Source organism: Roseococcus pinisoli (assembly GCF_018413645.1).
In the GTDB taxonomy this organism is placed as follows: Bacteria; Pseudomonadota; Alphaproteobacteria; order Acetobacterales; family Acetobacteraceae; genus Roseococcus; species Roseococcus pinisoli.
Genome location: NZ_JAHCDA010000002.1, coordinates 121,831 through 145,308, shown reverse-complemented (window position 1 = coordinate 145,308; position 23,478 = coordinate 121,831). Strand labels below are relative to the sequence as shown.

24 protein-coding genes are annotated in these 23,478 nt (G+C 71.0%); 10 read left to right on the top strand and 14 right to left on the bottom strand.

The window, feature by feature from the left end; translation table 11 throughout:
• Nucleotides 1–155: 155 nt before the first annotated feature.
• The 6 genes from pdxY to KHU32_RS09350 all read left to right on the top strand — a co-directional run bounded on the left by pdxY (nt 156) and on the right by KHU32_RS09350 (nt 5,858).
• Nucleotides 156–1,004, top strand: coding sequence for a pyridoxal kinase PdxY (gene pdxY / locus KHU32_RS09375; protein WP_213669835.1), 849 nt, complete (start codon nt 156–158; stop codon nt 1,002–1,004).
• Nucleotides 1,005–1,084: 80 nt separating this feature from the next.
• On the top strand, nt 1,085–1,531 hold the full coding sequence (locus tag KHU32_RS23445) for a MarR family winged helix-turn-helix transcriptional regulator (RefSeq protein ID WP_213669834.1): 447 nt from the start codon (nt 1,085–1,087) through the stop codon (nt 1,529–1,531).
• Nucleotides 1,528–3,558: an FUSC family protein gene (locus KHU32_RS09365; protein WP_213669833.1), complete on the top strand. Its 2,031-nt coding sequence runs from the start codon at nt 1,528–1,530 to the stop codon at nt 3,556–3,558. The genes KHU32_RS23445 and KHU32_RS09365 overlap by 4 nt, the downstream gene beginning before the upstream one ends.
• 7 nt (nt 3,559–3,565) lie before the next feature.
• Nucleotides 3,566–3,772 (top strand): DUF1656 domain-containing protein, encoded by a 207-nt coding sequence (locus KHU32_RS09360; protein WP_213669832.1) that lies wholly within the window; start codon nt 3,566–3,568, stop codon nt 3,770–3,772.
• Entirely contained in the window at nt 3,772–4,656 is an 885-nt protein-coding gene (locus tag KHU32_RS09355; protein WP_213669831.1) for an efflux RND transporter periplasmic adaptor subunit, read from the top strand. Before KHU32_RS09360 ends, KHU32_RS09355 begins: the two co-directional genes overlap by 1 nt.
• The gene (locus KHU32_RS09350; RefSeq protein WP_213669830.1) at nt 4,653–5,858 is read left to right on the top strand and encodes a multidrug effflux MFS transporter; all 1,206 of its coding nucleotides are present in this window, start codon (nt 4,653–4,655) and stop codon (nt 5,856–5,858) included. The genes KHU32_RS09355 and KHU32_RS09350 overlap by 4 nt, the downstream gene beginning before the upstream one ends.
• Before the next feature lie 58 nt (nt 5,859–5,916).
• Here the strand turns inward: KHU32_RS09350 and KHU32_RS09345 are convergent, their stop codons facing one another.
• Complete coding sequence (locus KHU32_RS09345) at nt 5,917–6,789, bottom strand: NAD-dependent epimerase/dehydratase family protein (protein WP_213669829.1); 873 nt, start codon at nt 6,787–6,789, stop codon at nt 5,917–5,919.
• 98 nt (nt 6,790–6,887) lie between these two features.
• On the opposite strand from KHU32_RS09345, the gene KHU32_RS09340 reads away from it, so the two are divergent.
• Nucleotides 6,888–7,799, top strand: a complete 912-nt coding sequence (locus KHU32_RS09340; protein WP_213669828.1) for a LysR family transcriptional regulator — start codon at nt 6,888–6,890, stop codon at nt 7,797–7,799.
• A 66-nt stretch (nt 7,800–7,865) separates the two neighbouring features.
• Here the strand turns inward: KHU32_RS09340 and KHU32_RS09335 are convergent, their stop codons facing one another.
• From KHU32_RS09335 to KHU32_RS09290, 10 genes are all read right to left on the bottom strand, one after another.
• On the bottom strand, nt 7,866–8,891 hold the full coding sequence (locus KHU32_RS09335) for a YeiH family protein (protein WP_213669827.1): 1,026 nt from the start codon (nt 8,889–8,891) through the stop codon (nt 7,866–7,868).
• Nucleotides 8,892–9,009: 118 nt separating this feature from the next.
• Nucleotides 9,010–9,864, bottom strand: a complete 855-nt coding sequence (locus KHU32_RS09330; protein ID WP_213669826.1) for a hypothetical protein — start codon at nt 9,862–9,864, stop codon at nt 9,010–9,012.
• A complete protein-coding gene (locus KHU32_RS09325; RefSeq protein ID WP_213669825.1) occupies nt 9,855–10,880 on the bottom strand; it encodes an LLM class flavin-dependent oxidoreductase in 1,026 nt (341 codons plus the stop codon). The genes KHU32_RS09330 and KHU32_RS09325 overlap by 10 nt, the downstream gene beginning before the upstream one ends.
• 9 nt (nt 10,881–10,889) lie before the next feature.
• Entirely contained in the window at nt 10,890–12,026 is a 1,137-nt protein-coding gene (gene dinB / locus KHU32_RS09320; protein WP_213670863.1) for a DNA polymerase IV, read from the bottom strand.
• Between the two features lie 90 nt (nt 12,027–12,116).
• On the bottom strand, nt 12,117–12,632 hold the full coding sequence (locus KHU32_RS09315) for a GNAT family N-acetyltransferase (RefSeq protein ID WP_213669824.1): 516 nt from the start codon (nt 12,630–12,632) through the stop codon (nt 12,117–12,119).
• Nucleotides 12,629–13,261, bottom strand: a complete 633-nt coding sequence (gene upp, locus KHU32_RS09310) for a uracil phosphoribosyltransferase (RefSeq protein ID WP_213669823.1) — start codon at nt 13,259–13,261, stop codon at nt 12,629–12,631. Before upp ends, KHU32_RS09315 begins: the two co-directional genes overlap by 4 nt.
• The gene (locus KHU32_RS23060; RefSeq protein ID WP_347265532.1) at nt 13,258–15,048 is read right to left on the bottom strand and encodes a peptidoglycan -binding protein; all 1,791 of its coding nucleotides are present in this window, start codon (nt 15,046–15,048) and stop codon (nt 13,258–13,260) included. The genes upp and KHU32_RS23060 overlap by 4 nt, the downstream gene beginning before the upstream one ends.
• Nucleotides 15,041–16,207 (bottom strand): flagellar motor protein MotA, encoded by a 1,167-nt coding sequence (locus KHU32_RS09300; protein WP_213669822.1) that lies wholly within the window; start codon nt 16,205–16,207, stop codon nt 15,041–15,043. Before KHU32_RS09300 ends, KHU32_RS23060 begins: the two co-directional genes overlap by 8 nt.
• A gap of 125 nt (nt 16,208–16,332) precedes the next feature.
• The gene (locus tag KHU32_RS09295; RefSeq protein ID WP_249680927.1) at nt 16,333–17,928 is read right to left on the bottom strand and encodes an ABC transporter substrate-binding protein; all 1,596 of its coding nucleotides are present in this window, start codon (nt 17,926–17,928) and stop codon (nt 16,333–16,335) included.
• 72 nt (nt 17,929–18,000) lie between these two features.
• On the bottom strand, nt 18,001–18,465 hold the full coding sequence (locus tag KHU32_RS09290) for an Hsp20 family protein (RefSeq protein ID WP_213669821.1): 465 nt from the start codon (nt 18,463–18,465) through the stop codon (nt 18,001–18,003).
• A gap of 125 nt (nt 18,466–18,590) precedes the next feature.
• On the opposite strand from KHU32_RS09290, the gene def reads away from it, so the two are divergent.
• Genes def through truA form a run of 3 tightly spaced genes read left to right on the top strand, consistent with a single transcriptional unit; the run spans nt 18,591 to nt 20,883 of the window.
• Entirely contained in the window at nt 18,591–19,121 is a 531-nt protein-coding gene (gene def, locus KHU32_RS09285) for a peptide deformylase (RefSeq protein WP_213669820.1), read from the top strand.
• Nucleotides 19,122–19,181: 60 nt separating this feature from the next.
• On the top strand, nt 19,182–20,075 hold the full coding sequence (fmt, locus tag KHU32_RS09280) for a methionyl-tRNA formyltransferase (RefSeq protein ID WP_213670860.1): 894 nt from the start codon (nt 19,182–19,184) through the stop codon (nt 20,073–20,075).
• A gap of 43 nt (nt 20,076–20,118) precedes the next feature.
• Nucleotides 20,119–20,883 (top strand): tRNA pseudouridine(38-40) synthase TruA, encoded by a 765-nt coding sequence (gene truA, locus KHU32_RS09275; RefSeq protein ID WP_213669819.1) that lies wholly within the window; start codon nt 20,119–20,121, stop codon nt 20,881–20,883.
• A gap of 12 nt (nt 20,884–20,895) precedes the next feature.
• On the opposite strand, the gene KHU32_RS09270 is transcribed toward truA, so the two are convergent.
• Genes KHU32_RS09270 through dapD form a run of 3 tightly spaced genes read right to left on the bottom strand, consistent with a single transcriptional unit; the run spans nt 20,896 to nt 23,445 of the window.
• The gene (locus tag KHU32_RS09270; RefSeq protein WP_213669818.1) at nt 20,896–21,474 is read right to left on the bottom strand and encodes a hypothetical protein; all 579 of its coding nucleotides are present in this window, start codon (nt 21,472–21,474) and stop codon (nt 20,896–20,898) included.
• A complete protein-coding gene (dapE, locus tag KHU32_RS09265) occupies nt 21,462–22,610 on the bottom strand; it encodes a succinyl-diaminopimelate desuccinylase (RefSeq protein ID WP_249680925.1) in 1,149 nt (382 codons plus the stop codon). Before dapE ends, KHU32_RS09270 begins: the two co-directional genes overlap by 13 nt.
• Before the next feature lie 4 nt (nt 22,611–22,614).
• Nucleotides 22,615–23,445: a 2,3,4,5-tetrahydropyridine-2,6-dicarboxylate N-succinyltransferase gene (gene dapD / locus KHU32_RS09260; protein ID WP_213669816.1), complete on the bottom strand. Its 831-nt coding sequence runs from the start codon at nt 23,443–23,445 to the stop codon at nt 22,615–22,617.
• Between the last annotated feature and the right edge of the window lie 33 nt (nt 23,446–23,478).

The window sequence follows — 23,478 nt, the reverse complement described above, 5'->3', positions numbered from 1 at the left end:
CCCAGGTGGGGCAAGCGGCCCTCAAGGGGATAATGCGTCATGCCGCGGTCATACCCTCGGCCGGCCTGCCTGCCGAGAAAATAAAGCGTGCGGCGCGGCCACGGCCTTGCCCTGGACTGGCGCCCGCAGGCCGTCGCCTCCATGCTCCGCACGCAATGAACATCCTCTCGATTCAGTCCTGGGTCGCCTATGGGCATGTCGGCAACGCCTCGGCGGTGTTTCCGTTGCAGCGATTGGGCGCCGAGGTCTGGGCCGTCAACACGGTGCAGTTCAGCAACCACACCGGCTACGGCGCCTGGCGCGGACAGGTCTTCGGCGCGCCGCTCGTGCGCGATTGTTTGCGCGGCATCGCCGAGCGCGGCGTGCTGCCGCGCTGCGACGCGGTGCTGACCGGCTACATGGGCGATGCCGCGATCGGCGAGGCGATCCTGGAGACCGTGGCCGAGGTGAAGGCCGCCAATCCCGCCGCCCTCTGGTGCTGCGATCCCGTCCTGGGCGACGACGAAAGCGGCATCTATGTCCGCCCGGGCATCCCCGAATTCTTCCGCGAGCGTGCCCTCCCTCTGGCCGATATCGCGACGCCCAACCGCTTCGAACTGGAATGGCTGACCGGCGGCAAGGTCACGGATCTCGAGAGTGCGAAGGCGGCCGTCACGGCGCTGCAGGCGATGGGCCCGCGCTGCGTCCTGCTCACCAGCCTCGCGCTCCCCGACATGCCGCCGGGCCGGATCGGCATGCTGGCCGCGGAAGGCGGGAAGTTCTTCCGGGTGACGACGCCCGAGCTGCCGATCTCCGTCAACGGCGCGGGCGACGCCATCGCGGCCCTCTTCCTCTTCCACCGCCTGCAGTCGGGCGACGTGGCGACGGCGCTCTCCAAGGCCTGCTCCTCCATTTTCGGCCTGCTTCGGCGCACGGCGGAGGCCGGCTCGCGCGAGATCCTTCTCGTCGCGGCGCAGGAGGAATTCGTGGCGCCGAGCCAGGTGTTCGAAGCCGAATCCTGCTGACTTTCCCATCATGCTGCATTGCAACAATTTCATCTGCTAATAGATAGCATCCTAATCATGTGGATGCGTATATTCGGAAGGTGATCGAGCTTTCCGACAGACATCGGCTGACCGCCCTCCTCCTGCAGACCAGCCGCCGCTGGCGCCGACTGGCCGAGCAGGCCATGACGGAGCACGGCCTTTCCGAAGCACGGGCCGCGCCCCTCATCTGGGTGGGTCGCCTCGGCGGCGGCGTGCGCCAGGTGGTGCTGGCCGCCCATATCGGGATCGAGGGCCCTTCCCTCGTGCGCCTCCTCGACCAGCTGGAGGCGGCCGGGCTGCTGGAGCGCCGCGACGACCCGGAAGACCGCCGCGCCAAGACCATCTGGCTGACGCCGGAGGGCGAAGCGCTCACCGAGCGCGTCGAGCATGTGCTGATGGAGCTGCGCGAGCGGCTGCTGCAGGACATCAGCGACGCCGACATCGCCGCCACGCTGCGCGTCTTCCAGGCGCTCGACCCGTCGAAGGTTCCGGAACCGGCGACGTGACCCTTCCGACCCTCCGCGACTGGCTCTTCTCGGCCAAGGCCTTCGCCGCGGCGATGCTGGCGCTCTACATCGCGCTCGCCATCGACCTGCCGCGGCCCTACTGGGCCATGACGACGGTCTATGTCGTGATGAACCCGCTTTCGGGCGCCACCACCTCCAAGGCCATCTTCCGAGCGGCCGGCACCTTCATCGGCGCGGTCGGCGCCGTCGTGCTCGTGCCCGCGCTGGTCAATGCGCCGGAGCTGTTGACCTTCGCCATCGCCCTCTGGGCTGGCGGCTTCATGTATCTCGCGATGATGGACCGCTCGCCGCGCGGCTACGTCTTCATGCTGGCCGGCTACACCCTGCCGCTGATCGCGCTGCCGGCGCTCTCCGCGCCCTCCACCATCTTCGATGTGGCGTTGGCCCGCACGCAGGAGATCCTGCTCGGCATCACCTGCGCCAGCGTGGTCGGCGCCATCGTGCTGCCGGTCAGCATCGGCCCCGTCCTCGGCCAGCGCTTCGCCGCCTGGCTCAAGGATGCCGGCGCCTGGGCGCAGGAGATCCTGACCGGCGAGGCGCCCGCCACCTCACGCCAGCGCCTCGCGGGCGACATCGCCGCACTCGACATGCTGGTGAGCCAGCTCTCCTACGACGGCGAGGCGCATGACATGGCGGGCCGCGCGCGGGAGCTGCGCGGGCGGATGCTTCTGCTGCTGCCGGTGCTCTCCTCCGTCGCCGACCGCCTCTCCGCGCTTCGGCTGGAGACCGGCGGGCTGCCGCCGGAGCTGCACGACCTCACGCAGGACATCGCGGCATGGATCGCCGGCGACGCCGCGCCCGAGGCCGCCGGGCCATTGCTCGCACGCCTCGCGGCCCTCGATCCGCCGCGCGAGGAGCTGCGCCAATGGGACGGCCTCGTGCGCTCGAGCCTCGTCGCGCGCCTGACCGAGCTGGTGACGCTCTGGCGCGACTGCCGCGTCCAGCAGCGCGAGCTCGCCGAGGGTCGCCCCGCCGCGGTGCCGCAGGCGAGCTATCGTCGCCGCCCGATGGTCGGCGGCACCCGCCATCACGATCACGCGATGCTCACCTTCTCCGCCGGCTCTACGGTCCTCGCCACCTTCCTGGCCGGGATGCTCTGGATCTACAGCGGCTGGACGGGCGGCGCCTTCTTCATGGCCATCACCGCCGTCGCCTGCTGCTTCTTCGGCGCCATGGACCAGCCGGCGACATCGATGCGCACCATGCTGGTCTGGACCGGCGTCGCGCTGATCGGGGCCGGCGCCTACATCTTCGCCGTGCTGCCCATGGTGCAGGATTTCGAGATGCTGGCGCTGGTGCTGGCGCCGCCCTTCCTGCTCATCGGCCTGCTGGTCCCGCGGCCGCAATACTTCCTCATCACCATGATGCTCGCCACCAACGGCGCGGGCTCGCTGGCCGTGCAGAGCCGCTATGGCGGCGATTTCGCGGACTACGTGGATGGCGGCCTCGCCGTGCTCGGCGGCGTCTTCTTCGCGCTGGTCTGGACGCTGGCGACGCGGCCCTTCGGCGCCGGCCTCGCCGCCCGGCGGCTGGTGCGCGCGGGCTGGGCCGACCTCGCCGAGCTCGCCTCGGGCGCGCGCCGGCGGAACCACGCGGCACTGGTGGGCCGGACGATGGACCGCCTTAGCCAGCTCGTGCCGCGCCTGGCCTCCAACGACAATCGCGCCTTGGCCGGTATCGACGGCCTGGCCGAGCTCCGGGTTGGCTACAACCTGCTCGACCTGCAGCGCGACCGGCGCGCCCTGCCGTCCACGGCGCACGGTCCGATCGACCGGGTCTTCCAGGGCATCGCCGCGCATTTCCACAAGCTGGAGGCCGGCGCCACGCCGTCGCCCGAGCTGATCGAGGCGATCGACGCCGGCATCGCCGCCGTCGCCGGGGAGCCGGGCATTGCCGCGCGCGATGCCGCCCAGGCGCTGGTCGGCCTGCGCCGCGGCCTCTTCCCCGGCGCCGCCGGGCCTTCCGCCGATTTCTTGCAACCCGCGGTCCTGATGGCCGCCGAATAGGATGACCATGCCTTCCGAGATCGACGTCTATGGCGTCTTCGTTCCCTCCTTCCTGGTGCTGATGGCGGCCTGCTACCTCGCCATGCAGCTGGTGCGGCGCGGGCTGGCCTGGACCGGGCTCTATGCCTTCGTCTGGCACCGCGCGCTGTTCAACCTGTCGCTCTACGTGATCCTGCTGGGCACGGCCTGGACGCTCGCGCGGGGGATAGCGTGATGCGCCCGCTGCTGAAGCGCGCGGCGAGCGTCGCCCTCACCCTCTGCATGGTCGCCGGCGCCGGCGTCGTCGCCCACGGGCTCTGGAACCACTACCTGCACGAGCCCTGGACACGCGATGCCCGTGTGCGCGCCGACGTCATCGGGGTGGCGCCGGATGTCTCCGGCCTCGTGAGCGAGGTCCTGGTGCGCGACAATGCCGCCGTGCATCGGGGCGACGTGCTCTTCCGCATTGACCGCCAGCGCTTCGAGATCGCGCTGCAGCAGGCCACCGCCGCGCTGGAAGGCCGCCGCGCCGCGCTGGAGCAGGCACGCCGCGACCTCACCCGCTATGAACAGATCCGCGAAGTCGTCTCGCGCCAGGCGACGGAGCAGGCGCGCACCGCCGTCGCGCAGGCCGGCGCCGCGCTCGACCAGGCCACGGCCGACCAGCATCTCGCCGAGCTGAACCTCGCACGTTCCGAGGTGCATGCCTCGGTGAGCGGCACGGTGACCAACCTCTCGCTGCGGCCCGGCGACTACGTCGCCTCCGGACAGGCGGTGATGGCGCTGGTGGATTCCGCTTCCCTCCGCGTCGAGGGCTATTTCGAGGAGACCAAGCTGCCGCGCATCCGCATCGGTGACCCGGTCACCATCCACCTCATGGGCCAGTCGCCCGCGCTGACGGGCCATGTGCAGAGCTTCGCCTCCGCCATCGAGGATCGCGAGCGCAGCGCCGGCCTCGTCGCCAACATCAATCCGAGCTTCACCTGGGTGCGCCTCGCCCAGCGCGTGCCCGTGCGCATCGAGCTCGGCGAGGTGCCGGAGGGCGTGCTGCTGGTGGCCGGCCTGACCGCGACGGTCGAGGTCCAGCCCCGCCCAGAAGCCGCGACGGCCACACCATGAGGGACGTTGTGCAGGAACCGCCGGAGGCCACCTCGCGCCTCAGCGTGCCGCTCTGGATGCTCGCGCTCTTCACCTTCAGCGGCACGCTGGCCATGCACATCTTCGTGCCGGCCCTGCCCCGCGCGGCGGAGGATCTCGGCGCCAGCATCGGCACAATGCAGATGACGATCAGCCTCTACATCTACGGCCTCGCCTTCGGCCAGCTTATCTACGGCCCGGCCTCCGACCGCTTCGGCCGCCGCCCGGTGCTGATGGTGGGGCTGGTGATCTACGCCATCTCCGGCTTCGCGGCCGCCTTCGCCACGGGGCCGGGCGCGCTGATCGCCGCACGCCTCTTCCAGGCCCTGGGCGGATGCGCCGGGCTGGTGCTGGGACGCACGATCGTGCGCGACACCTCCGCGCCTACCGATACCGCGCGCCGACTGGCCGTGATGAACCTCATGATCACCGTGGGCCCGGCCATCGCCCCGCTCCTCGGCACCCTGATGACGGAGACCACCGGCTGGCGCTCCATCCTGATGGCGCTCGGCGTGTTCGGCCTCGTGAACCTCGTGCTCGCCTGGCGGAGCCTGCCCGAGACGCGTCCGGCGGATTCCGGCGACGGCAGTTCCTTCCTGCGGCATTGCGTCCAGCTCATCCGCTCGCCCGCCTTCCTGGGCTACGCCATCGGCGGCGGCTGCGCGACGACGGCGGTCTTCGCCTTCATCGCCGCTGCCCCTTTCATCTTCACCCACCAGTTCCATCGCCCGCCGCACGAGACCGGTTTCTATCTCGCGCTGCTGGTCTTCGGCATGTGGCTCGGCAGCGCACTGGTCAGCCGGATGCTCGGCCGCGTCTCGATGGTGAAGCTGATGGTGCGCGGGAACCTCGCCAGCGCCATCTCCACGCTGATCCTTCTGGGCGCGACGCTCACCGGCAATCTCAGCGTCGTGCTGGTGATGACCTGTATGTTCGCCTTCGCGATCGGGCTGGGCTTCGCCTCGCCGACCGCCATGGCGCAGGCGCTCAGCGTCAATCCGCAGGTGATCGGCTCGGCCTCGGGACTGTACGGCGCGATCCAGATGGGCGTGGGCGCGACCTGCGCGGCGCTGGCCGGGCTTGGCTCCAACCCGATGTTCTCCGCCGCGCTCGTCCTCGCCGCGGCGGGGATCGTCTCCCAGGCCTGCTTCTGGATGGCGCTACGCTGGCAGCGCCGCAGCTGAGGCGCCTCCCGGTCATGCAGCCGCGCATGACCGGGCCTCCACCTCGCGACGGCGTGCGTTACAGCTCTTCGCGGATCCATTCCGTGATCGAACGCCGCCGGGGCTTCCAGCCCAGCTCGCCCGCAAGCCGGCCGCGCACGCGGCTGTTGGAGCCGAGGCCGAAGACCGCCATCTCGCGGCCCCAGGTCGCGATGGCTTCCTCGGCCGACCAGGGCTGCGCCTCTCCCAACCCGAGGCGCGTGGCGATGGCGCGGGCGACGTTGCCCAGCTCCTCCTCGCCGCTCTCCACGTACATGAAGCTGCCGCGCGGCGCCTTTTCCAGCGCGAGCGCATAGAGATCCGCGACGTCGGCGATGTGGACGTTGGACCAGCGGTTCAGTCCGCGGCCGATATAGCGCGCAATGCCCGAGGCCCGTGCCTGCCTGGCGAGGCGGGGCACCTGCACGCTCTCCGCCGGCTCACCCATGGCATGGCCATAGATCATCGTGTTGCACAGCACGACGCCGCCGGCGCCGCGGATCAGCGTGTCGATGGCAACGCGCGCGACCTTGTCGGGCTCGGGGACGATCGGCGTGTCCTCATGGAAGATGCGGTCGGAGGGCTCGCCCATGGCCTCGTCGCCCACGAGGCTGCTGCCGCTGGTGTGCAGGAAGGGCTTTTGGGAGCCCTCGAGGCCGGCGAGAAGGGCTTCCACGGCGCCACGATTGTCGCTGCTGGCGGCGTTGACCACGGCTTCCGCTGCGGCGGCCTCGGCCCGCAGCAGCCCGGCATCCCCAAGCGCGCCGATGACCGGCACCACGCCATGCGCCGCCACGGCCTCGGCCTTCGCCTGGTCGCGCACCAGCCCGCGCACCCTATGGCCGTCCGCGACGAGGCGGGAGGCGATGGCGCCGCCGATGAAGCCGTTGGCGCCGGTGAGGAAGATCTGCATGTCCGTGTCCTGAATCCGAGGGTGACGGGAAGCTGGTGTTCGCCGGGCGCCGCGACTATTTCCTACAGCGGATCATCACTTGTGAATGAGAATCACAAATGCCGCGCATCCTCATGGAGCGTTCTGGCGAGATGGAAGTCTTCTGCCGGGTGGTGCGCGAGGGCGGCTTTTCCGCTGCCGCCCGCAGCCTGGACCTGACGCCTTCCGCTGTCAGCAAGTTGATTGCGCGGCTTGAGGGACGGCTGGGCGCGCGGCTGCTGCTGCGGACCACGCGCGCCCTGACGCTGACCGACGAGGGCGAGGCCTATCATCGCGCGGCCGAGCGCATCCTCCGCGAGCTGAACGAGGCCGACCAGGAAGCGACCGGCGGCGCCGTGCGCGGCCGGCTGCGCGTCAGCGCCTCCGTGCCCTTCGGCGGTATGTTCCTGGCCCCGCTCATCCCCACCTTCCTGGAACGCCATCCCGATGTGACGGTGGATCTCAGCCTCACCGACGATGTCGTGGACCTGCTGGCACAGCGCGCCGACCTCGCCATCCGCATGGGCGCATTGCCGGATAGCGGTCTGGTCGCGCGCAAGCTCGGGCAGAGCCGCGCCGTGGTCTGCGCGTCGCCCGCCTATCTCGCGCGACGCGGCACGCCGGCCGCGCCCGCGGAGCTGGCCGCGCATAACTGCCTCGGCTTCAACTTCCGCCGCGGCCGCAACGGCTGGCTCTTCCGGGAGGAGGACCGGGCGATCGAGCTGCCGGTGTCAGGCAACCTGCTCGCGAATAACGGCGAGACGGTGCGGCAGATGGCGCTGGCGGGCACGGGGATCGCGCGGCTGGGGCGCTTCCACGTGGCCGCTGATATCGACGCAGGGGCGCTGGTGCCGGTGCTGGAGGCGTTTAATCCCGGCGACCTGGAGATGGTCCATGCCGTCCATGTCGGCGGCGGCCAGGTACCGCGTCGGGTGCGGGCCTTCATCGACCACGTCGCCGAGAATCTGCCGCGGGAGCTCTTCGGAGGTTGACGGCGCGCCGCGGGGCGCGCCGCCTTGTCGGGGGGAACGGCGGTCCTCGCCGCTCCCCATCGATGGTCAGATGATCGAGACGCCGACCAGGGCCAGCAGCGCGATGAAGATCGTGCTCGCGACACCCAGGAGCAGCGGCGCCGCACCGCGCTTGTGCAGCGCGCGCAGGTCCGTCTGCAGGCCGAGCGCCGCCACCGAGGCGGCCAGCATGATCGGCACGACGAAGCGCGAGGCCTCCACGGCCTCCTTCGGCACGAGGCCGGTGCTGCCCAGGACGACCAGCGCCAGGAAGCCGAAGGCGAACCATGGCACGGGCGCCTTGGCATGGCCCGCCTGGCCGTGGTGCTGCCGCGCCACCCACCATCCGAGCGCCACGACCGCGGGCGCCAGGAGGAAGACGCGCGCCAGCTTCATCACCGTGCCGCTCTGCGAGGCATCGGGTCCGCCGGCGGCCGCGGCGCCCACCGCCTGCACCACCTCATGGATCGCGGCGCCGGCCCAAAGGCCATAGGTCTCGCCCGTCATGCCCAGCAGGCTGCCGAGATAGGGGAAGAGGATCAGCGACACCGTGCCGCAGAGGGTGATGACGGCCAGCGAATAGGTGACGTCCTCGTCCTCGCCGCGCACCACCTGGTTCGCGGCGACGATGGCCGAGGCGCCGCAGATGGCGGTGCCCGTGCCGATGAGGACGGCGAGCTTCTCGTCCACGCCCATCACCCGGCCGAGCCAGATGGTGAAGGGCAGCGTCAGCCCGACCACGAGAACCGCCAGCACCAGGGCGCCGAGGCCGAGCCCCGCCAGCATGCCCAGCGTCACCTGCAGGCCCAGCAGCACGATGGCGAAGCGCAGCAGCGGCCGCACGGCGAAGCTGATGCCCGGCTTGATCACCGCAGGGCGGCCGATGAAGGTGCCGAGGCCGACACCCACCACCAGCGCGACCACGACCGGGTTCAGCGCCGCGATTCCGGTGAGGTTGCGGACGTAGATGGCAAGGGCCGCGATGGCGAGGCAAAGGGCCAGGCCGGGAGCCAGTCTGCGAACCTGCTCGGGGAAGGATTGCGCGGCGGCGGGCGCGCTGCTGGGTGCTGCCATGGAGACGAAAACTGCCTTGTTGATTGCCCCGACCGTCCTCCGCAACGGTCGATGCGTCAAGCCACGGCGCCCGGCTTCCGCCCGCCTAATGGGCCGATTCAGGCGGGAAAACCGCGCGTCAGGGCGCGGCCATCCGCTGCTCGTTCCGCCGCTCCAGCGCATCCAGCGAGCCGAGGTAGCGCGACTGCGCCGAATCCCAGCGCAGCCGGGCGTAATGGACGGTCGTACCCTGGGTGCGCGGACGGCCGCGCCGGATGCAGATGCGGGCCACCCGCACCGTGAGGGACAATTCGGCGTAGCCGTCGCGTTGCGCATCCCGCAGGGCGACGGGCAGCATCCGCTGCTCGATGCGGCGCGGTTCGCAGCCGCGCTCCAGAGTATCGACCGAATAGAGTAGCGGCCCCTCGAAGACCTGCCGCAGCTGTCCGTCGATCGGGGCCGCGATGAGGTACCGGGCGATGCTCCTCTCGCCGTCTTGGCGGGTGTTGAGGATCACGGCCGCCGGCCGCCCTTCCCCCAACAGCAGCATCTGCGTGATCGTGGGATCGCCCTCGCGCTCGGTCCGTATCGGCAGTGCGTTGGTGGGCCGGAACTCGGGCGCGACCTCGGCCATGACCAGGACGCCGGCCAGGGTCATCGCCACATGGTCGCGCTCGCCCTCCGAGAGGATCGCGAAACTCGCCGACGCGTTGGCCAGGTCGATCCCGGCCGGGCCGGGCGGCGTGTCCCCGCCCGCTGAGGCATTGGCGGCGGCGCGGCCATCCGCCTGCAGATCCGGATAGACCGCGCGCAGCACGTCGCGGAAGGTCACGACGGAGCGCTCCGTCGGCCTTGCGTCGAGCGGCCGCGTCGAGCCGTCGCGCGCCGACACCACGACCGGTCCCTCCTGGGCCTGGGCCTGGGCCTGGGCCGCGCCCAGCCCGCAGGCCAGGAGCATCGCCATGGCAGCAGCGGTCCGTTGGATCAGGCGCATGGCACAAGGCCTCCCGTCAGCTCGAAGGCCTCGGCGATGAGCGTGACGCTGCGCCGGCGGGCCTCCGCATCGTGGCAGGGCGTGAGGATCGCCACCTCCTGCACGCCGAGCTCCTCCGCCAGGGCCGAGATGCGCGCCCGGACCTGCCCGGGCGTTCCGATCATGGCGCGCGTGCGCATCCGCGCGATCTTCGCCAGCTCGGCCTCGGTATAAGGATAGGCGGCGGCCTCCTCGGCCGTGGGCAGCGGCGGGAAGATCCCGCGGTCCCGATGCAGGCGCCAAAGTGCGCGGGAGCTGAAGAGCCGCTCCGCCTCCTCCGCGGTGTCGGCGGCCAGCGCATAGACGCCGATGGCAGCGTGCGCCTTCTGCCCGCGCAGCTCGCGGAAGGTCTCGCGATAGATGCCCAGCGCCTCCGCGCAGCCCTGGCCGTCGGTGATGAAGTGGGCGAAGCAGTAGGGCAGCCCGAAGAAGGCCGCGACCTGGGCGCCGTAGTTGCTGCTGCCGAGGATCCAGACCTCCGGGAAGGTCGGCACCTCGGGGCTCGCCCGCACTTCGCGGTAGGGATGCTGCTCGGGCAGGCCGTCGCCGAGCCATCCCAGCAAGTCCCGCACGGCGGCAGGGAAGTTGTCGGCGGCCGTCGCGGCATTGGGGTTCAGCGCATAGGCCGTGCGGCCGTCGCTGCCCGGAGCGCGGCCGAGGCCGAGATCGATGCGGCCGGGCGCCACCGCTTCCAGCGCGCGGAACTGCTCGGCGACCTTCAACGCGGAGTAGTGCGGCAGCATGATGCCCGCGCTGCCCACGCGGATGCGCCGCGTGGTGGCGGCAATGGCCGAGATCACGATCTCGGGCGCGGAGCCCGCATGGCTGCGGCTGTTATGGTGCTCCGCCAGCCAGTAGCGGGCATAGCCCAGGCGATCGGCCAGCTGTGCGACCTCCATCGTCTCCTGGATGGCCTGGGCGGCGTCGCGTCCCGAGACGATGGTGGACTGGTCGAGGATGGAGAGGGAAAGCGACATGGGGAAAGCTTACGACCCGACCCGCCGGATCGCCATGCCCGATGCCTGAGGTGGTGACGCCCCCTCGCCCAGATCGAACAACGGCAGGCTGCCGCCCTCATCGCGCGCCGCCCCGAAATTCGACACCGTCACCCCGACCAGCCGGATGCCTTTCCGCGGCGGGTAGATCGAGCGGATGAGGTCCAGGCTCATCTGCCGGAGCTGCCCATGGTCGGTCACCGCGCCGGAATGGCTGCGACTGCGGGTGATCTGGCGGAAATCCGCGAATTTCAGCTTCACCGTCACGGTCCGCCCGAAGGCCTGGGCCTTCTGGCACCAGGCCCAGACGTCATCGGCCATCCGCAGCACGCCCGCCTCGATCTCGGCCGCCTCCAGCAGGTCGCGATCGAAGGTGGTCTCCGAGCCGGAGGATTTCCGGGTCCGGTCCGGGTTGACCGGCCGATCGTCCTGCGCGCGCGCGATGCCGTAGTACCATTCGGCCGCGCTGCCGAAATGCTCCTGCAGGAAGGCCAGGGACTTGGCCCTGAGGTCGGCGCCGGTCTCGATGCCCAGCGCCTGCATGCGCTTGGCCGTCACCGGGCCCACGCCGTGGAAGCGCGCGACGGGCAGCGTCTCCACCCAGGCCAGCCCCATCTCGGGCGTCACGGCGAACTGACCATTGGGCTTGCGCTGGTCCGAGGCGAGCTTCGCCAGGAACTTGTTGTAGGAAATGCCGGCCGAGGCGGTCAGCCCGGTCTCCTCCAGGATACGGGCGCGGATCTCCCTGGCGGTGGCCCAGGCCGTGGGCAGTCCGCGCAAATTCGCCGTCACGTCGAGATAGGCCTCGTCGAGCGAAAGCGGCTGGATCAGCGCCGTGTACCCGGCGAAGATCCCATGGATCTGCCGCGACACCGCCCGATAGACCTCGAAGCGCGGCGGCACGAAGACGAGGTCGGGGCACCGCCGCAGCGCCGTCACCGAGGGCAGCGCGGAGCGCACGCCGAACTCCCGGGCCTCATAGCTCGCGGCGGCCACGACACCCCGGGCAGCCGGATGGCCGACGGCGACCGGCCGGCCGCGCAAGGCGGGATCGTCACGCTGCTCCACCGACGCGAAGAAGGCGTCCATGTCCACGTGGATGACCTTGCGATGCGCCGCGCCATTCATGCGGGACAACCTATCACCACCAGAACGAGACGTGAACACGCGCCATCGTTTCGGCCAAACCACCGCGAGGGACAAGGGTGATGCCTGCCCTCAGGCGGGTGGGTAGCGCCACAGTTGAACCTGGACGCCCGGCAGATCGATCATGCCGTCCTGCGCCGCCCCCAGTCGTTCCGCCAGCCGCTGCGAGGGATGGTTGTCCGGGTGGATGAAGCTGACGGGCGGCGCCGGCAGGTTCTCGCGGGCCCAGCCCAGCGCGGCCGAGGCAGCTTCCAAGGCGAAGCCCCGCCCCCACTCCGCCGGCGCGATGCCATAGGCCAGCTCCGGCATGGGCCATCCCTCGGGATTCAGGATGCCGGCCCGACCGATGAAGCGGCCCTCATGCTCAATGGCCCAGAATCCGCTGCCGCGCAGCGCCCATTGCCCCAGCTGGCCCGCCATGGTGGCCCAGGTCTCCGCGCGCGTCCGCGGCCGCCCGGCAGACGGGCCGACGCCGAGATGGCGCATGAAGCCGGGCTCCGCCTGCATCGCCGCGAAGGGGTCGAGATCGGCCTCGACGAAACCGCGCAGCCGCAGGCGTGCGGTGCGGAGTTCGGGAACCAGGCTCATTCCGTCCCGAAGCACCGATCGCCGGCATCGCCCAGGCCGGGCACGATATAGCCCTTCTCGTTGAGCCTCTCGTCGAGCGCGCCGGCCGTGACCGGCACGTCCGGATGCGCGGCCCGGAAGGCCGCCAGCCCCTCGGGCGCGGCCACCACGCAGGCGAAGCGGATCAGCGTCGCGCCGGCCTGCTTCACGCGATGAATGGCCTGGATGGCGGAGCCGCCCGTGGCCAGCATGGGATCCAGCACCAGCGCGCCCCGCGCGGGGAGGTCGCGCGGCAGGCGCACGACGTATTCGGTGGGCCGCAGCGTGTGTTCGTCCCGCACCAGGCCGAGATGGCCGACCGGCGCCTCCGGCAGGACCATGCGCGCGCCCTCCAGCAGCCCGAGGCCGGCGCGCAGAATGGCGACCAGGCAGGGCTCCGGCGCCGCCAGGGCCGGCGCGCGCATGGGGCCGACCGGCGTCTCGATGCCCGTCTCCACCTCGTCGAGGTCGCGCAGGGCCTCGCTGGTCAGAATGGCGCCGACCTCGGCCAGGGCGCGGCGGAAGGTGACGGTGTCCGTCTCGCGCCGGCGCAGGCGGGTGAGCTTGGCGCGCAGCAGGGCGTGGTCGGGGATGTGGAAGGGCGTGCTCATCGGTCGGTCAGCCTGAGTTCGATGCGGCGGTTGCGGGCAAGGGCCTCCGGCGTGTCGCCGGGGTCGATCGGCTGATGCTCACCGAAGGCGGCGGCCGCCACGCGATTCGCCGGCAGCCCCGCCTCCATCAGCAGGTTCGCCACGGCGATGGCGCGCGCGGCCGAAAGCTCCCAGTTGGTGGCGTAGCGGTTGCTGCGGATCGGGTTGCGGTCAGCATGGCCGTCCACGCGCAGCAGCCAGGGAATGTCCGAGGGGATACGCGCGGTGATGTCTAGTAGCACGCGCGCGAGGCGGCGGATCTGGTCCTGACCCGTCGGCGAGAGCTCGGACGAGGCCGGTGGGAACAGCACCTCGGACTGGAAGATGAAGCGGTCGCCGACGATGCGGACCTCCGGCCGGTCGCCCAGCACCTCGCGCAGGCGGCCGAAGAACTCGCTGCGATAGCGCTGCAGCTCCTCGACGCGGCTGGCCAGCGCGGCGTTGAGCTGCGCACGAAGGTTCACGACCTGCGCCTCGTTCTCGCGGTCCCGCGATTCAGAGGCGTCGAGCGCATTGGCGAGGCGGTTGATCTGGCCGCGCAGCTCCTCGAGCTGGCGCGTCAGCAGCGCGACCTGGGCGCGCGCGGCCTCCGACAGGCGCTGCTGCTCGGCGGCCTGGCCCTCGGCGCCCTCGCGGCGTTGGGCCTCGCCGGCCAGCTGCGCCTGGGCTGCCGCCTGCGCCTGTGCGGCGGCCTGGGCGGCGCGCTCGGCCTGCTCGCGCAGCGCATTGAGCCGCGCGACCTCCTGCTGCAGCCGGGCAAGATCGGCGACGCGCGCCTCGACCGTGGCGCGGTCGGCCGTGACGGTGCGGTTCAGCTCCTCGGCCTGCGCCTGCAGGGCGGCGATGCGGCGCTCCATTTCCGCGATGCGCGCTGCCGCCTCGGTCGCCTGCCGCCGCAGCGTGGCCAGTTCCTGCCGTGCCGTCTCCAACGCGCCGGTCGTCTCGCGGACCTGCCTTTCGGCCTGGCTTCGCGTCGCCTGTTCGGCGGCCAAGCGTTCCTCCGCCCCGCCGCGCGCCGTCCGCTCGGCCGTCAGATTGCGCCCCGCCTCGGCCAGCCGCTGCTCGACGCCGGCGCGGGTCGCGCGTTCGGCGGTCAGCGCCCGGTTGGCTTCGGCCAGGCTGCGCTCGATCGCGGCGCGGGCCGCCTGGGCCGCCGTCAGGTTGCGGTTCGCCTCGGCGAGCAGCTGCTCGCGCGCGGCACGCTCGGTGCCGGTGCTGCGCGCCTGCTCGTTCAGGCGCTGAACGGATCGGGCCACGTCGCCCGTCGCGGATTCCGCGCGCCCCAAGGCGTCGGCGAGTTGTGTTTCGGCGCGCGTGAGGCGCTGGACGGCGGCAGCGCGCGCCGCCTCCAGCTCGGCCAGGCGATCGGTCAGCTGGTCGCGCGTTTCGCGCAGGTTCGTCGCCTCGCCGGCCAGCGCGTCACGCTCGGTGCGCAGCGCGCCGAGCTGTGCCGCAAGCCCATCACGGGCGGCCGTCGTGGTGCTCAGATTGGCGGCCGAGCGGGTCAGCAGCGCCTGGAGGTCGGCCGTCTGCCCGCGCTCCAGCGACAGAAGCTCCGAGAGCTCCGCGACCTGAGCATTCAGGCGATCGAGCGTGCGGTCACGGTTGGAGAGGGCCGTGGAAAGGAAGCCCTGCGCCAGCACGAAGACCAGCAGCACGAAGATGATGACCATGAGCAGCGTGGAGAGTGCGTCCACATAGCCCGGCCAGGGATCGAAACCCGAAGGACGCGCGCGGCGCCTAGACACCAGACTGGCCGCCCGGAATCTGCTGCGGCCCGCCGGAGATGGCCATGATGGTTCGCGTCAGCACGCGGATCTCGCTGCGCAGTTCCTGGGTGGATTGCGCGCGGCCCGAGGCCACCTCTTCCAGCAGACGGGCCAGCAGCAGCTCGGTGTTGCGGAGATGGCCGCGCGTCGCATCGTCGATGACGCTGCGCTCCTGCGCCGCCACGAGCTGCTGCAGCAGCGGCGCCAGCTGGCCCTGCTGCTCAGCCATGCGGACCATCATCTGCTGGTTGGTCCGCATCTGGTCGCCGAGAAGCGACAGCTGCTCGGCAAGCTGGCCGATGGCGAGGGTGGTGGTGCCGCGCGCCTCCTCGCCGCGCGCCATGATCGCCTGGAGCTGCTCGAGATTCTCCGCGGTCTGCTCCAGCAGGGCGTGCACGAAGACCGGCATATTGCCGCCTTCCGACTCCCCACCCAGCGCGCCGGAGGAAAGCCGCGTCTGCCCCGCCAGCCAGTCCTCGAGCTCGGTGTAGAAGCGATTCTGCGCCTGGCCGGCCGTGAGGTCGAGGAAGCCCAGCACCAGCGCGCCCGCGAGGCCCAGCATGGAGGAGGAGAAAGCCACGCCCATGCCGCGCAGCGGCTCGGCCAGGCCCGATTTGAGCTGGTTGAACAGTGCGTTCACGTCGCCCGAGCCGACGGACATGCCGCCGATCACCTCGGCCACGGCGCCGATGGTCAGCAGCAGGCCCCAGAAAGTGCCGAGCAGGCCCAGGAAGATCAGCAGCCCCGTCATGTAGCGCGAAAGCTCGCGCGTCTCGTCGAGGCGCGAGGAGATGCCGTCCAGCACCGAGCGCATGGCGGCGGTGGAGAGGGTGAAGCGATCCGTGCGGCGGGCCGCCAGCATGCTCGCCATCGGCCCCAGCAGCCGCGGCGTGGGCTGGGCCGGGTCGCCCTGGCGGGGGTTGCGGAACGCCTCCAGCCAGTCGACCTCCGGGCGGAGCACGAGGACCTGGCGGATGTTCCAGCCGATCCCGATGGCCAGCACGAAGAGGATGAAGCCATTCAGGATAGGGTTGGCTTCGAAGGCATGGTGCAGCTGCGGATACAGCAGCGCGACGACGACCCCGACCGTGGCGAGGAAGGCGAGCATGCGCGAGAGGAAGGCGGTCGGCTTCGTCATGCGCGGACACTAACGAGGGCGGCGAGGAGGCGCCAGTTGCAGTCTTGCGGCGCCTCGCTCTTTCAACTCCGGGAAATATGCGGCCGAAGACATCTTGCCGCGGCCCCGGGAAACCCCGGTCGTTACTATTCGGGTCGAATCCCCATGGCCACGGTGCGCTCGTCCATCCGCGGCTCGTAGCGCAGCCCCCGCCGCAGCGCCCAGGTATTGGTGAGCTGCAGCAGCTGGATCATCGGCACCTCCTCCGCATAGCGCACGGCGAGCGCGTGCCACGCGGCCTCGCGCGCCGCGTCGTCCATGGTGGAGGAGGCGCTGGCGATGGCCTGGTCGAATTCGGGGCTGGAGAAGCGGGCGTTGTTGTTGGCCCCGGTCAGGCGCTCCCGGTTGTTCGTGGCGATGACATTGGCGAGGTAGTTGGAGGCCTCGCCCGTCGAGCTGCCCCAGGCGCCGATCTGCATGGCGTATTCCACCCGGGCACGGCGCGGCACGAAGGCTGTCCAGGGCGAGGCCTCGACATTCACCCGCACGCCGATGCGGGTCCACATCTGCGCGACCGCCTGGGTCAGGCGGGCATCGTTGGGCCAGCGGTCATTGGGCGTGTTGACCGTGAGGCGGAAGCCCTGCGGATAGCCCGCCTCGGCCAGCAGCCGACGCGCGCCGTCCGCGTCGAAGGGCAGCGGCCGGACGGCCGGGTTGTAGCCGAAGGCGCCTTCGGGCAGCCATTGCGCCGACGCGATACCGGCGCCCTCCATCACGCGCTCCACCAGGGCATCGCGGTTGATCGCCATGGAGAGCGCGCGGCGCACGCGGACGTCCTTGAAGGGGTTCACGGGCAGCGGCGTGCCGGCATTGTCGGTGACGAGCGGCGTGCCGCCGTCGCGCGAGAAGTCGGGCGCCATGTAGACGGTGCGCAGGCTCGCGATCTCGCTGACCGTAACCCGCGGCTCGCGGCGCAGGCGCGCAAGGTCGCTGGTCGGGATCTGCTCGATCATGTCGACGTCGCCGGCCAGCAGCGCCGCGGTGCGGCCGGCATCGTTCAGCAGCATCCGGTAGTTGACGCGCGCCCAGGGCTCGGCCCCGCCGAAATAGGCGTCGTAGCGCTGCAGCTCGACCCGGTCGCCGGCCCGGTAGGAGATCTGGCGGTAGGGGCCGGTGCCGATGGCGGCGCGGCCGGAATTGTAGTCCTCCGTCGCAGCCCCCTCGCCCACATGGCGCGAGATGATGGAAACCGAGGCGAGGTCGAGCGGCAGCAGCGGATGGGGGCGCGCCGTGTGGATGTGCAGCGTGTGCGCATCTTTCACCTCGACGCGCGTGATCGCGCGCAGGAAGCCGCCGAAGCCGCCCGGGCTATTGGGCACGTTGGGCACGCGGGCGAAGGTGAAGGCCACGTCGTCGGCGGTGAAGGGCTGGCCGTCATGCCAGGTCACGCCCTCGCGCAGCTTGAACTCCCATTCGGTGTCGGTGATGGGGCGCCAGCTGGTGGCGAGGCTCGGCCGCGGGCGGGCGCGGCCATCGCGCTCCACCAGGCGGTCGTAGATATGCATGGTCAGCGCGTTGTTCGGGCCGACATTGTGGAAATGCGGATCGGTGGTGGTGACCGGCGCGCCGGCGCCGATCGAGAGCGTGCGCTCCTGGTCCGCGGCCAGCGCGGCCCCCTGGGCGGAGGCCGCCATGGGCAGCAGGGCCGCCGCCATGGCGAAGCCGATAGTGCGAATGCTCATTTCCGTCCCCTTCGACGACTTTGCGTCGAAGGTACCAGAGCATGCCAGGTCAGCCTACCGGATGGCGGGCGATCAGGCCTCTTCGTCGCGCACGCGCTGGCGCACCACGGGCCGGCCCGCCGCCGCACCCTGGCGGCTGATGGGGATGGCGCGGACCTTCACCTCGGGCATCGGCCGCTGGAGGTCGATATGCAGCAGGCCGTTGTCGAGGAAGGCACCCTCCACCTCGATGCCCTCGGCCAGGACGAAGGCGCGCTGGAACTGCCGGGCGGCGATGCCGCGATGGATGAAGATCCGGCCCTCCGTGTCGTCGCGCTGGCGGCCGCGGATGACAAGCTGGTTGTCCTCCTGCGTGATGGCCAGGTCGTCCATCGAGAAGCCGGCGACGGCCAGCGTGATGCGCAGCCGCACCTCGCCCGTCTGTTCGATATTATAGGGCGGGTAGCCGTCGGCATTCTTCTGTACGCGATCGAGCATCTGCTCGAGATGGTCGAAACCGAGAAACAGCGGCGAACCGAACACCGAGGAACGCGACATTGAGCCTCCTGCATGAGCGAGGATGCCGGGGCTCCCCTGAATAGGCGGCGTCCCGGACGCGTTAGACTTGGCCCGGGCGTCGCGCCGTTGCAAGCCTGGAGTGGCGGCGCTACCTCCCCGGGATCATGAGCGACGAAAAACTCCCGATCCTGCTGGTTCCCGACGCGCGGCTGCGCCAGAAGGCCCGTCCCGTCGGCTCCGGCGACGACGACGCCGTGCGGGCGCTGGCGCCGCGCATGCTGGCGACGATGTACGCCGCCCCCGGCATCGGGCTGGCCGCGCCGCAGATCGGCTCCAACCTCCGGCTGATCGTGGTCGACGTCGCCGGCAAGGAGGAGCCGCCGGCCCCCATGGTGCTCGTGAACCCCGAGATCACCGCCATGACGAAGGAAATGGCCGTGCGGGAGGAAGGCTGCCTTTCCCTCCCCGGCCAGTTCGCCGATGTCGAGCGTCCCGAGCGGATCAAGCTGCGCTGGCTGGAGCTGGACGGCACCAAGCGGGAAATGGAGGCGGACGGCCTGCTCGGCGTCTGCCTGCAGCACGAGATCGACCACCTGAACGGCGTGCTCTTCGTCGATCATCTCTCCGCGCTGAAGCGCAACATGATGCTGCGCAAGCTGGCCAAGGACCTCAAGTCCAGGACCCGCGATGAGTAGCGCCCACCTCCTGGCGGGAAGCGGCGCGTGAGCGGCGGCGGCAAGCTCCGCCTCGCCTTCATGGGGAGTCCGGATTTCTCCGTGCCGGCCCTGCATGCGCTGCACGCGGCCGGGCACGACATCCGCGCCGTCTATACCCAGCCGCCCAAGCCGGCCGGCCGCGGCCAGCAGGAGACGCCCTGCCCCGTCCATCGCGCGGCCCTTGCCCTGGGGCTCGAGGTGCGGACCCCCGCCCGCGTGAAGCGCGACACGGCCGAGCACGAGGCCTTCGCCGCGCTGGATCTCGATGTCGCGGTGGTCGCGGCCTATGGACTGATCCTGCCGAAGCCCATGCTGGACGCGCCCCGGCGTGGCTGCCTGAACATCCATGCCTCCCTGCTGCCGCGCTGGCGCGGCGCGGCGCCGATCCATGCGGCCATCCTGCACGGGGATGCCGAAAGCGGCGTGACCATCATGCGGATGGAGGAAGGCCTCGACACGGGCCCGATGCTACTGGAGGGCCGCGTCGCCCTCGGCCCGCGCAGCACCACGCCCGAGCTGCACGATGCCCTCGCTGCCATGGGCGCCGGGCTCATCCTGCGCGCCCTGGACGAGAACCCGCCGGCCGTGCCGCAGCCCGAGGAGGGCGTGACCTATGCGGCCAAGCTCACCAAGGCCGACGGGCTGCTGGACTGGACGCAGCCGGCCGCGGCGCTGGACGCGCGGGTGCGGGCGATGAACCCCTGGCCCGGTGCCTATTTCCCTCACAAGGGCGAGATGCTCCGGGTCCTGGCCGCCGAGCCCGCTCCTGGCTCGGGCCAACCGGGCGAGGTGCTTGCCGGCCCGCCTTTGACCGTCGCCTGCGGCGAGGGCGCGCTGCGCCTCACCCGGCTGCAGCGCCCGGGCCGTGGCGCGATGGAGGCCGAAGCCCTGCTGCGCGGCTATTCCCTGCCGGCCGGCACGCGGCTCGGCTGATGCCGGGCCGCGATTCATCCCGTCGCGCGGCGGGGCTCGGCTGATGCCGAGCTATGCCCTCCTCGTCGAATACGATGGCGCGGCCTTCTACGGATGGCAGCGCCAGGCCGCGGGCCCGTCCGTCCAGCAGGCGCTGGAGGAGGCCGCGTCCCGCTTGAACGGCGGGGTGGTTCCGCTCGCCACCGCCTCGGGCCGCACGGATTCCGGCGTCCACGCCGAGGGCCAGGTCGTTCTGATGACGCTCTCGGCCGACTTGCCGCCGGAGCGCCTTCGCGCCGCGCTCGACTTCCATACCCGTCCGCACCGCATCGCCATCCGCGCCGCCGCCCTGGCGCGGGAGGGATGGTCACCGCGCTTCTCCGCGCTCAGGCGGCACTACCGGTACCGGATCCTCGCGCGGCGGGCGAAGCCGGCGCTGGAGGAGGGGCGCGTCTGGCACGTCCCCCTGCCGGTCGATCACGAGGCGATGCACGCCGCGGCGCAGCTTCTGCTGGGCCGGCACGACTTCTCCGCCTATCGCGCGGCCTCCTGCCAGGCGGATTCGCCGCTGCGCACGCTCGACCGGCTGGACGTCCTGCGCCAGGGCGAGGAGATTCACCTCCTCGCCAGCGCGCGGAGCTTCCTTCACCACCAGGTGCGGAATTTCGTGGGCACGCTCTACGAGGTGGGGCTGGGGCGGCAACCCATCGGCTGGCCGCGCGAGGTGCTAGATGGGCGGGACCGGCAGCTGGCCGGGCAGACCGCGCCGCCGCAGGGCCTCTGCTTCCTCCGCGTGGACTTCCCCGAGCCGATCGACTGGCGCGCCTAGCTTGATAAGGCGCTAGAGGCCGGAGATCTTGTCGGTCAGCCCGCCCACGAAAAGGCCGATGGCCAGGTCCATGATGACGAAGAGGGCCGCCACCGGGCCGGGCAGGTTCAGCGCCACGCGCGTCACGAACCATTCCAGCCAGATCGCATAGCCGACCGCGACGAGGCCGAGCGCGTTCGACACCCAGGTGGGAAGACCCAGCAGGCTCGGCACCAGGAGCACCAGCAGCAGCGCGTATTGGACGAGGCTCGTCCAGTTCCAGGCGGCGATGAAGCGTGGCCAGTCGGCACCGCGCTGCGCGCGCTGCGCCAGCATCAGCGAGGCCAGCGCGAAGCCGACCCAGCCCAGGCTGTAGCCCACCAGCTCGGCGGCCAGGGCCACGGCCTCGCCATTCGGCGGCACGGCCTGCGTCGACCACCCGTAGAGGCGGATGATCAGCAGCACGGGCAGGCAGATCAGCGCCGCCAAGAAGGAATGGCGGGCGCCCTCCATGCCGGAGGGCACCAGCGCCAGGCCGACCTCCCGGCCCCGGGCGAGAAGAAGCGCCGCGGCGAGACCGTTGGCGACGCTGGGCGGATTCAGCTCAGACACTCCTCGATCACGATCCGGTACAGCCCCGCCAGGGTCCGCAATTCCGCGACCGGCGCGGATTCGTCGCGCTGGTGCAGCGTGGCGCCCACCGCGCCGAGCTCCGCCACCGGGCAGTAATGCGTGATGAAGCGCGCATCGGAGGTGCCGCCGCCGGTGTCGAGCTTCGCTTCCAGCCCCGTGCCGCGCCGGACGGCGCGCTGCAACGCTTCGACGAAGGGGCCGGGCTGGGTGAGGAAGCTCTCGCCGGACACCGTGACCCGGAGCTCGTGCTCCGGCGCATGCTCGGCCAGCACGGCGCGGATACGGTCCGTGAGCGCGCTGGAATGATGGTGGTCGTTGAAGCGGATGTTCAGGAAGGCCTTGGCCTCGGCCGGGATCACGTTGGTGGCGGTGTTGTCCACCTGGATGCCGGTGACCTGCAGCGTCGAGGCCTCGAAGAATTGCGAGCCCTGGTCCAGCGGCTCAGAAGTCAGCGCGTTCAGCACGCGGATCAGCCGGTGCACGGGATTGTCGGCCAGCTGCGGATAGGCGCTGTGGCCCTGCCGCCCCTTCACCGTGAGGAAGGCATTCATGCTGCCGCGGCGGCCGACCTTGATCGTGTCGCCGAGCTGCTTCTTCGAAGTGGGCTCGCCGACGACGCACATGTCGGGCGTGTGGCCGTTCTCCGCCATCCATTCCAGGACGCGGCGCGTGCCGTCCACGCTCGGTCCCTCCTCATCGCCCGTGATGAGCAGCGAGATGGAGCCGCGATGGTCCGGATTGGCGGCGATGAAGTCGGACAGCCCCGCCACGAAGGCGGCGATGCCACCCTTCATGTCGCAGGCGCCGCGGCCGTAGAGCACGCCGTCCTTGATGACCGCCGCGAAGGGGTTGTCCTTCCAGGCGGCCTCGTCGCCGGGCGGCACGACATCCGTGTGCCCGGCGTAGCAGAGATGCGGGCCTTCCGTGCCGCGGCGGGCGAAGAGGTTGTCCACCTCTCCGTACTTGAGCCGCGTGCAGCGGAAGCCGAGCGGCGCAAGCGCCGTCTCCATGGTCGCGAGCGCGCCGCCGTCGGCCGGCGTCACGCTGCGGCAGCGGATGAGCGCCTGCGCCAGCGGGATCGGGTCGGCCGGTTCTTCCGGCAGGTTGCCGCGCAAGGGCTTAGTCGCGCAGCAGGTCGTTGATCGAGGTCTTGGCGCGCGTCTGCGCATCGACCCGCTTCACGATCACGGCGCAGTAGAGGCTCGGGCCCGGCGTGCCGTCCGGCAGCGGCTTGCCCGGCAGGTTGCCCGGCACGACGACCGAATAGGACGGCACGCGGCCGACGAAGATCTCGCCCGTGTTGCGGTCGATGATCTTGGTCGTGGCCGAGAGGAACACGCCCATGGAGAGCACCGAGCCCTGCTCGACGATCACGCCCTCGACCACCTCGGAACGCGCGCCGATGAAGCAGTCGTCCTCGATGATGACGGGGTTGGCCTGCAGCGGCTCCAGCACGCCGCCGATGCCCACGCCGCCCGAGAGGTGCACGTTCTTGCCGATCTGCGCGCAGGACCCGACGGTCGCCCAGGTGTCGACCATCGTATTGGCGCCGACATGGGCGCCGAGATTCACGAAGCTCGGCATCAGCACCACGTTCGGCGCGATATAGGCGGAGCGGCGGGCGATGGCGCCCGGCACGGCGCGGAAGCCGGCTTCCTTCCAGCGGTTCGGGCCCCAGCCTTCCCACTTCAGCGGCACCTTGTCATAGGCGCCGGCGGAGGTGTCCATCGGCGCGGAATCGGTGAGGCGGAAGGAGAGCAGCACCGCCTGCTTCAGCCACTGGTTGACCTCCCAGCCATTGGCGCCGGGCGCGGCCACGCGGGCCTTGCCGCTGTCCAGCAGCTCCAGCGCGGCCTCGACCGCCTCGCGGGGCGCGCCCTGCGTGGTGGCGGAGAGCGTGTCGCGCTTCTCCCAGAGGGACTCGATGGTGGATTGCAGGCTGGCAGACATGACGGCTCCTCGAATGGCGCCAAGAGGCTTCGC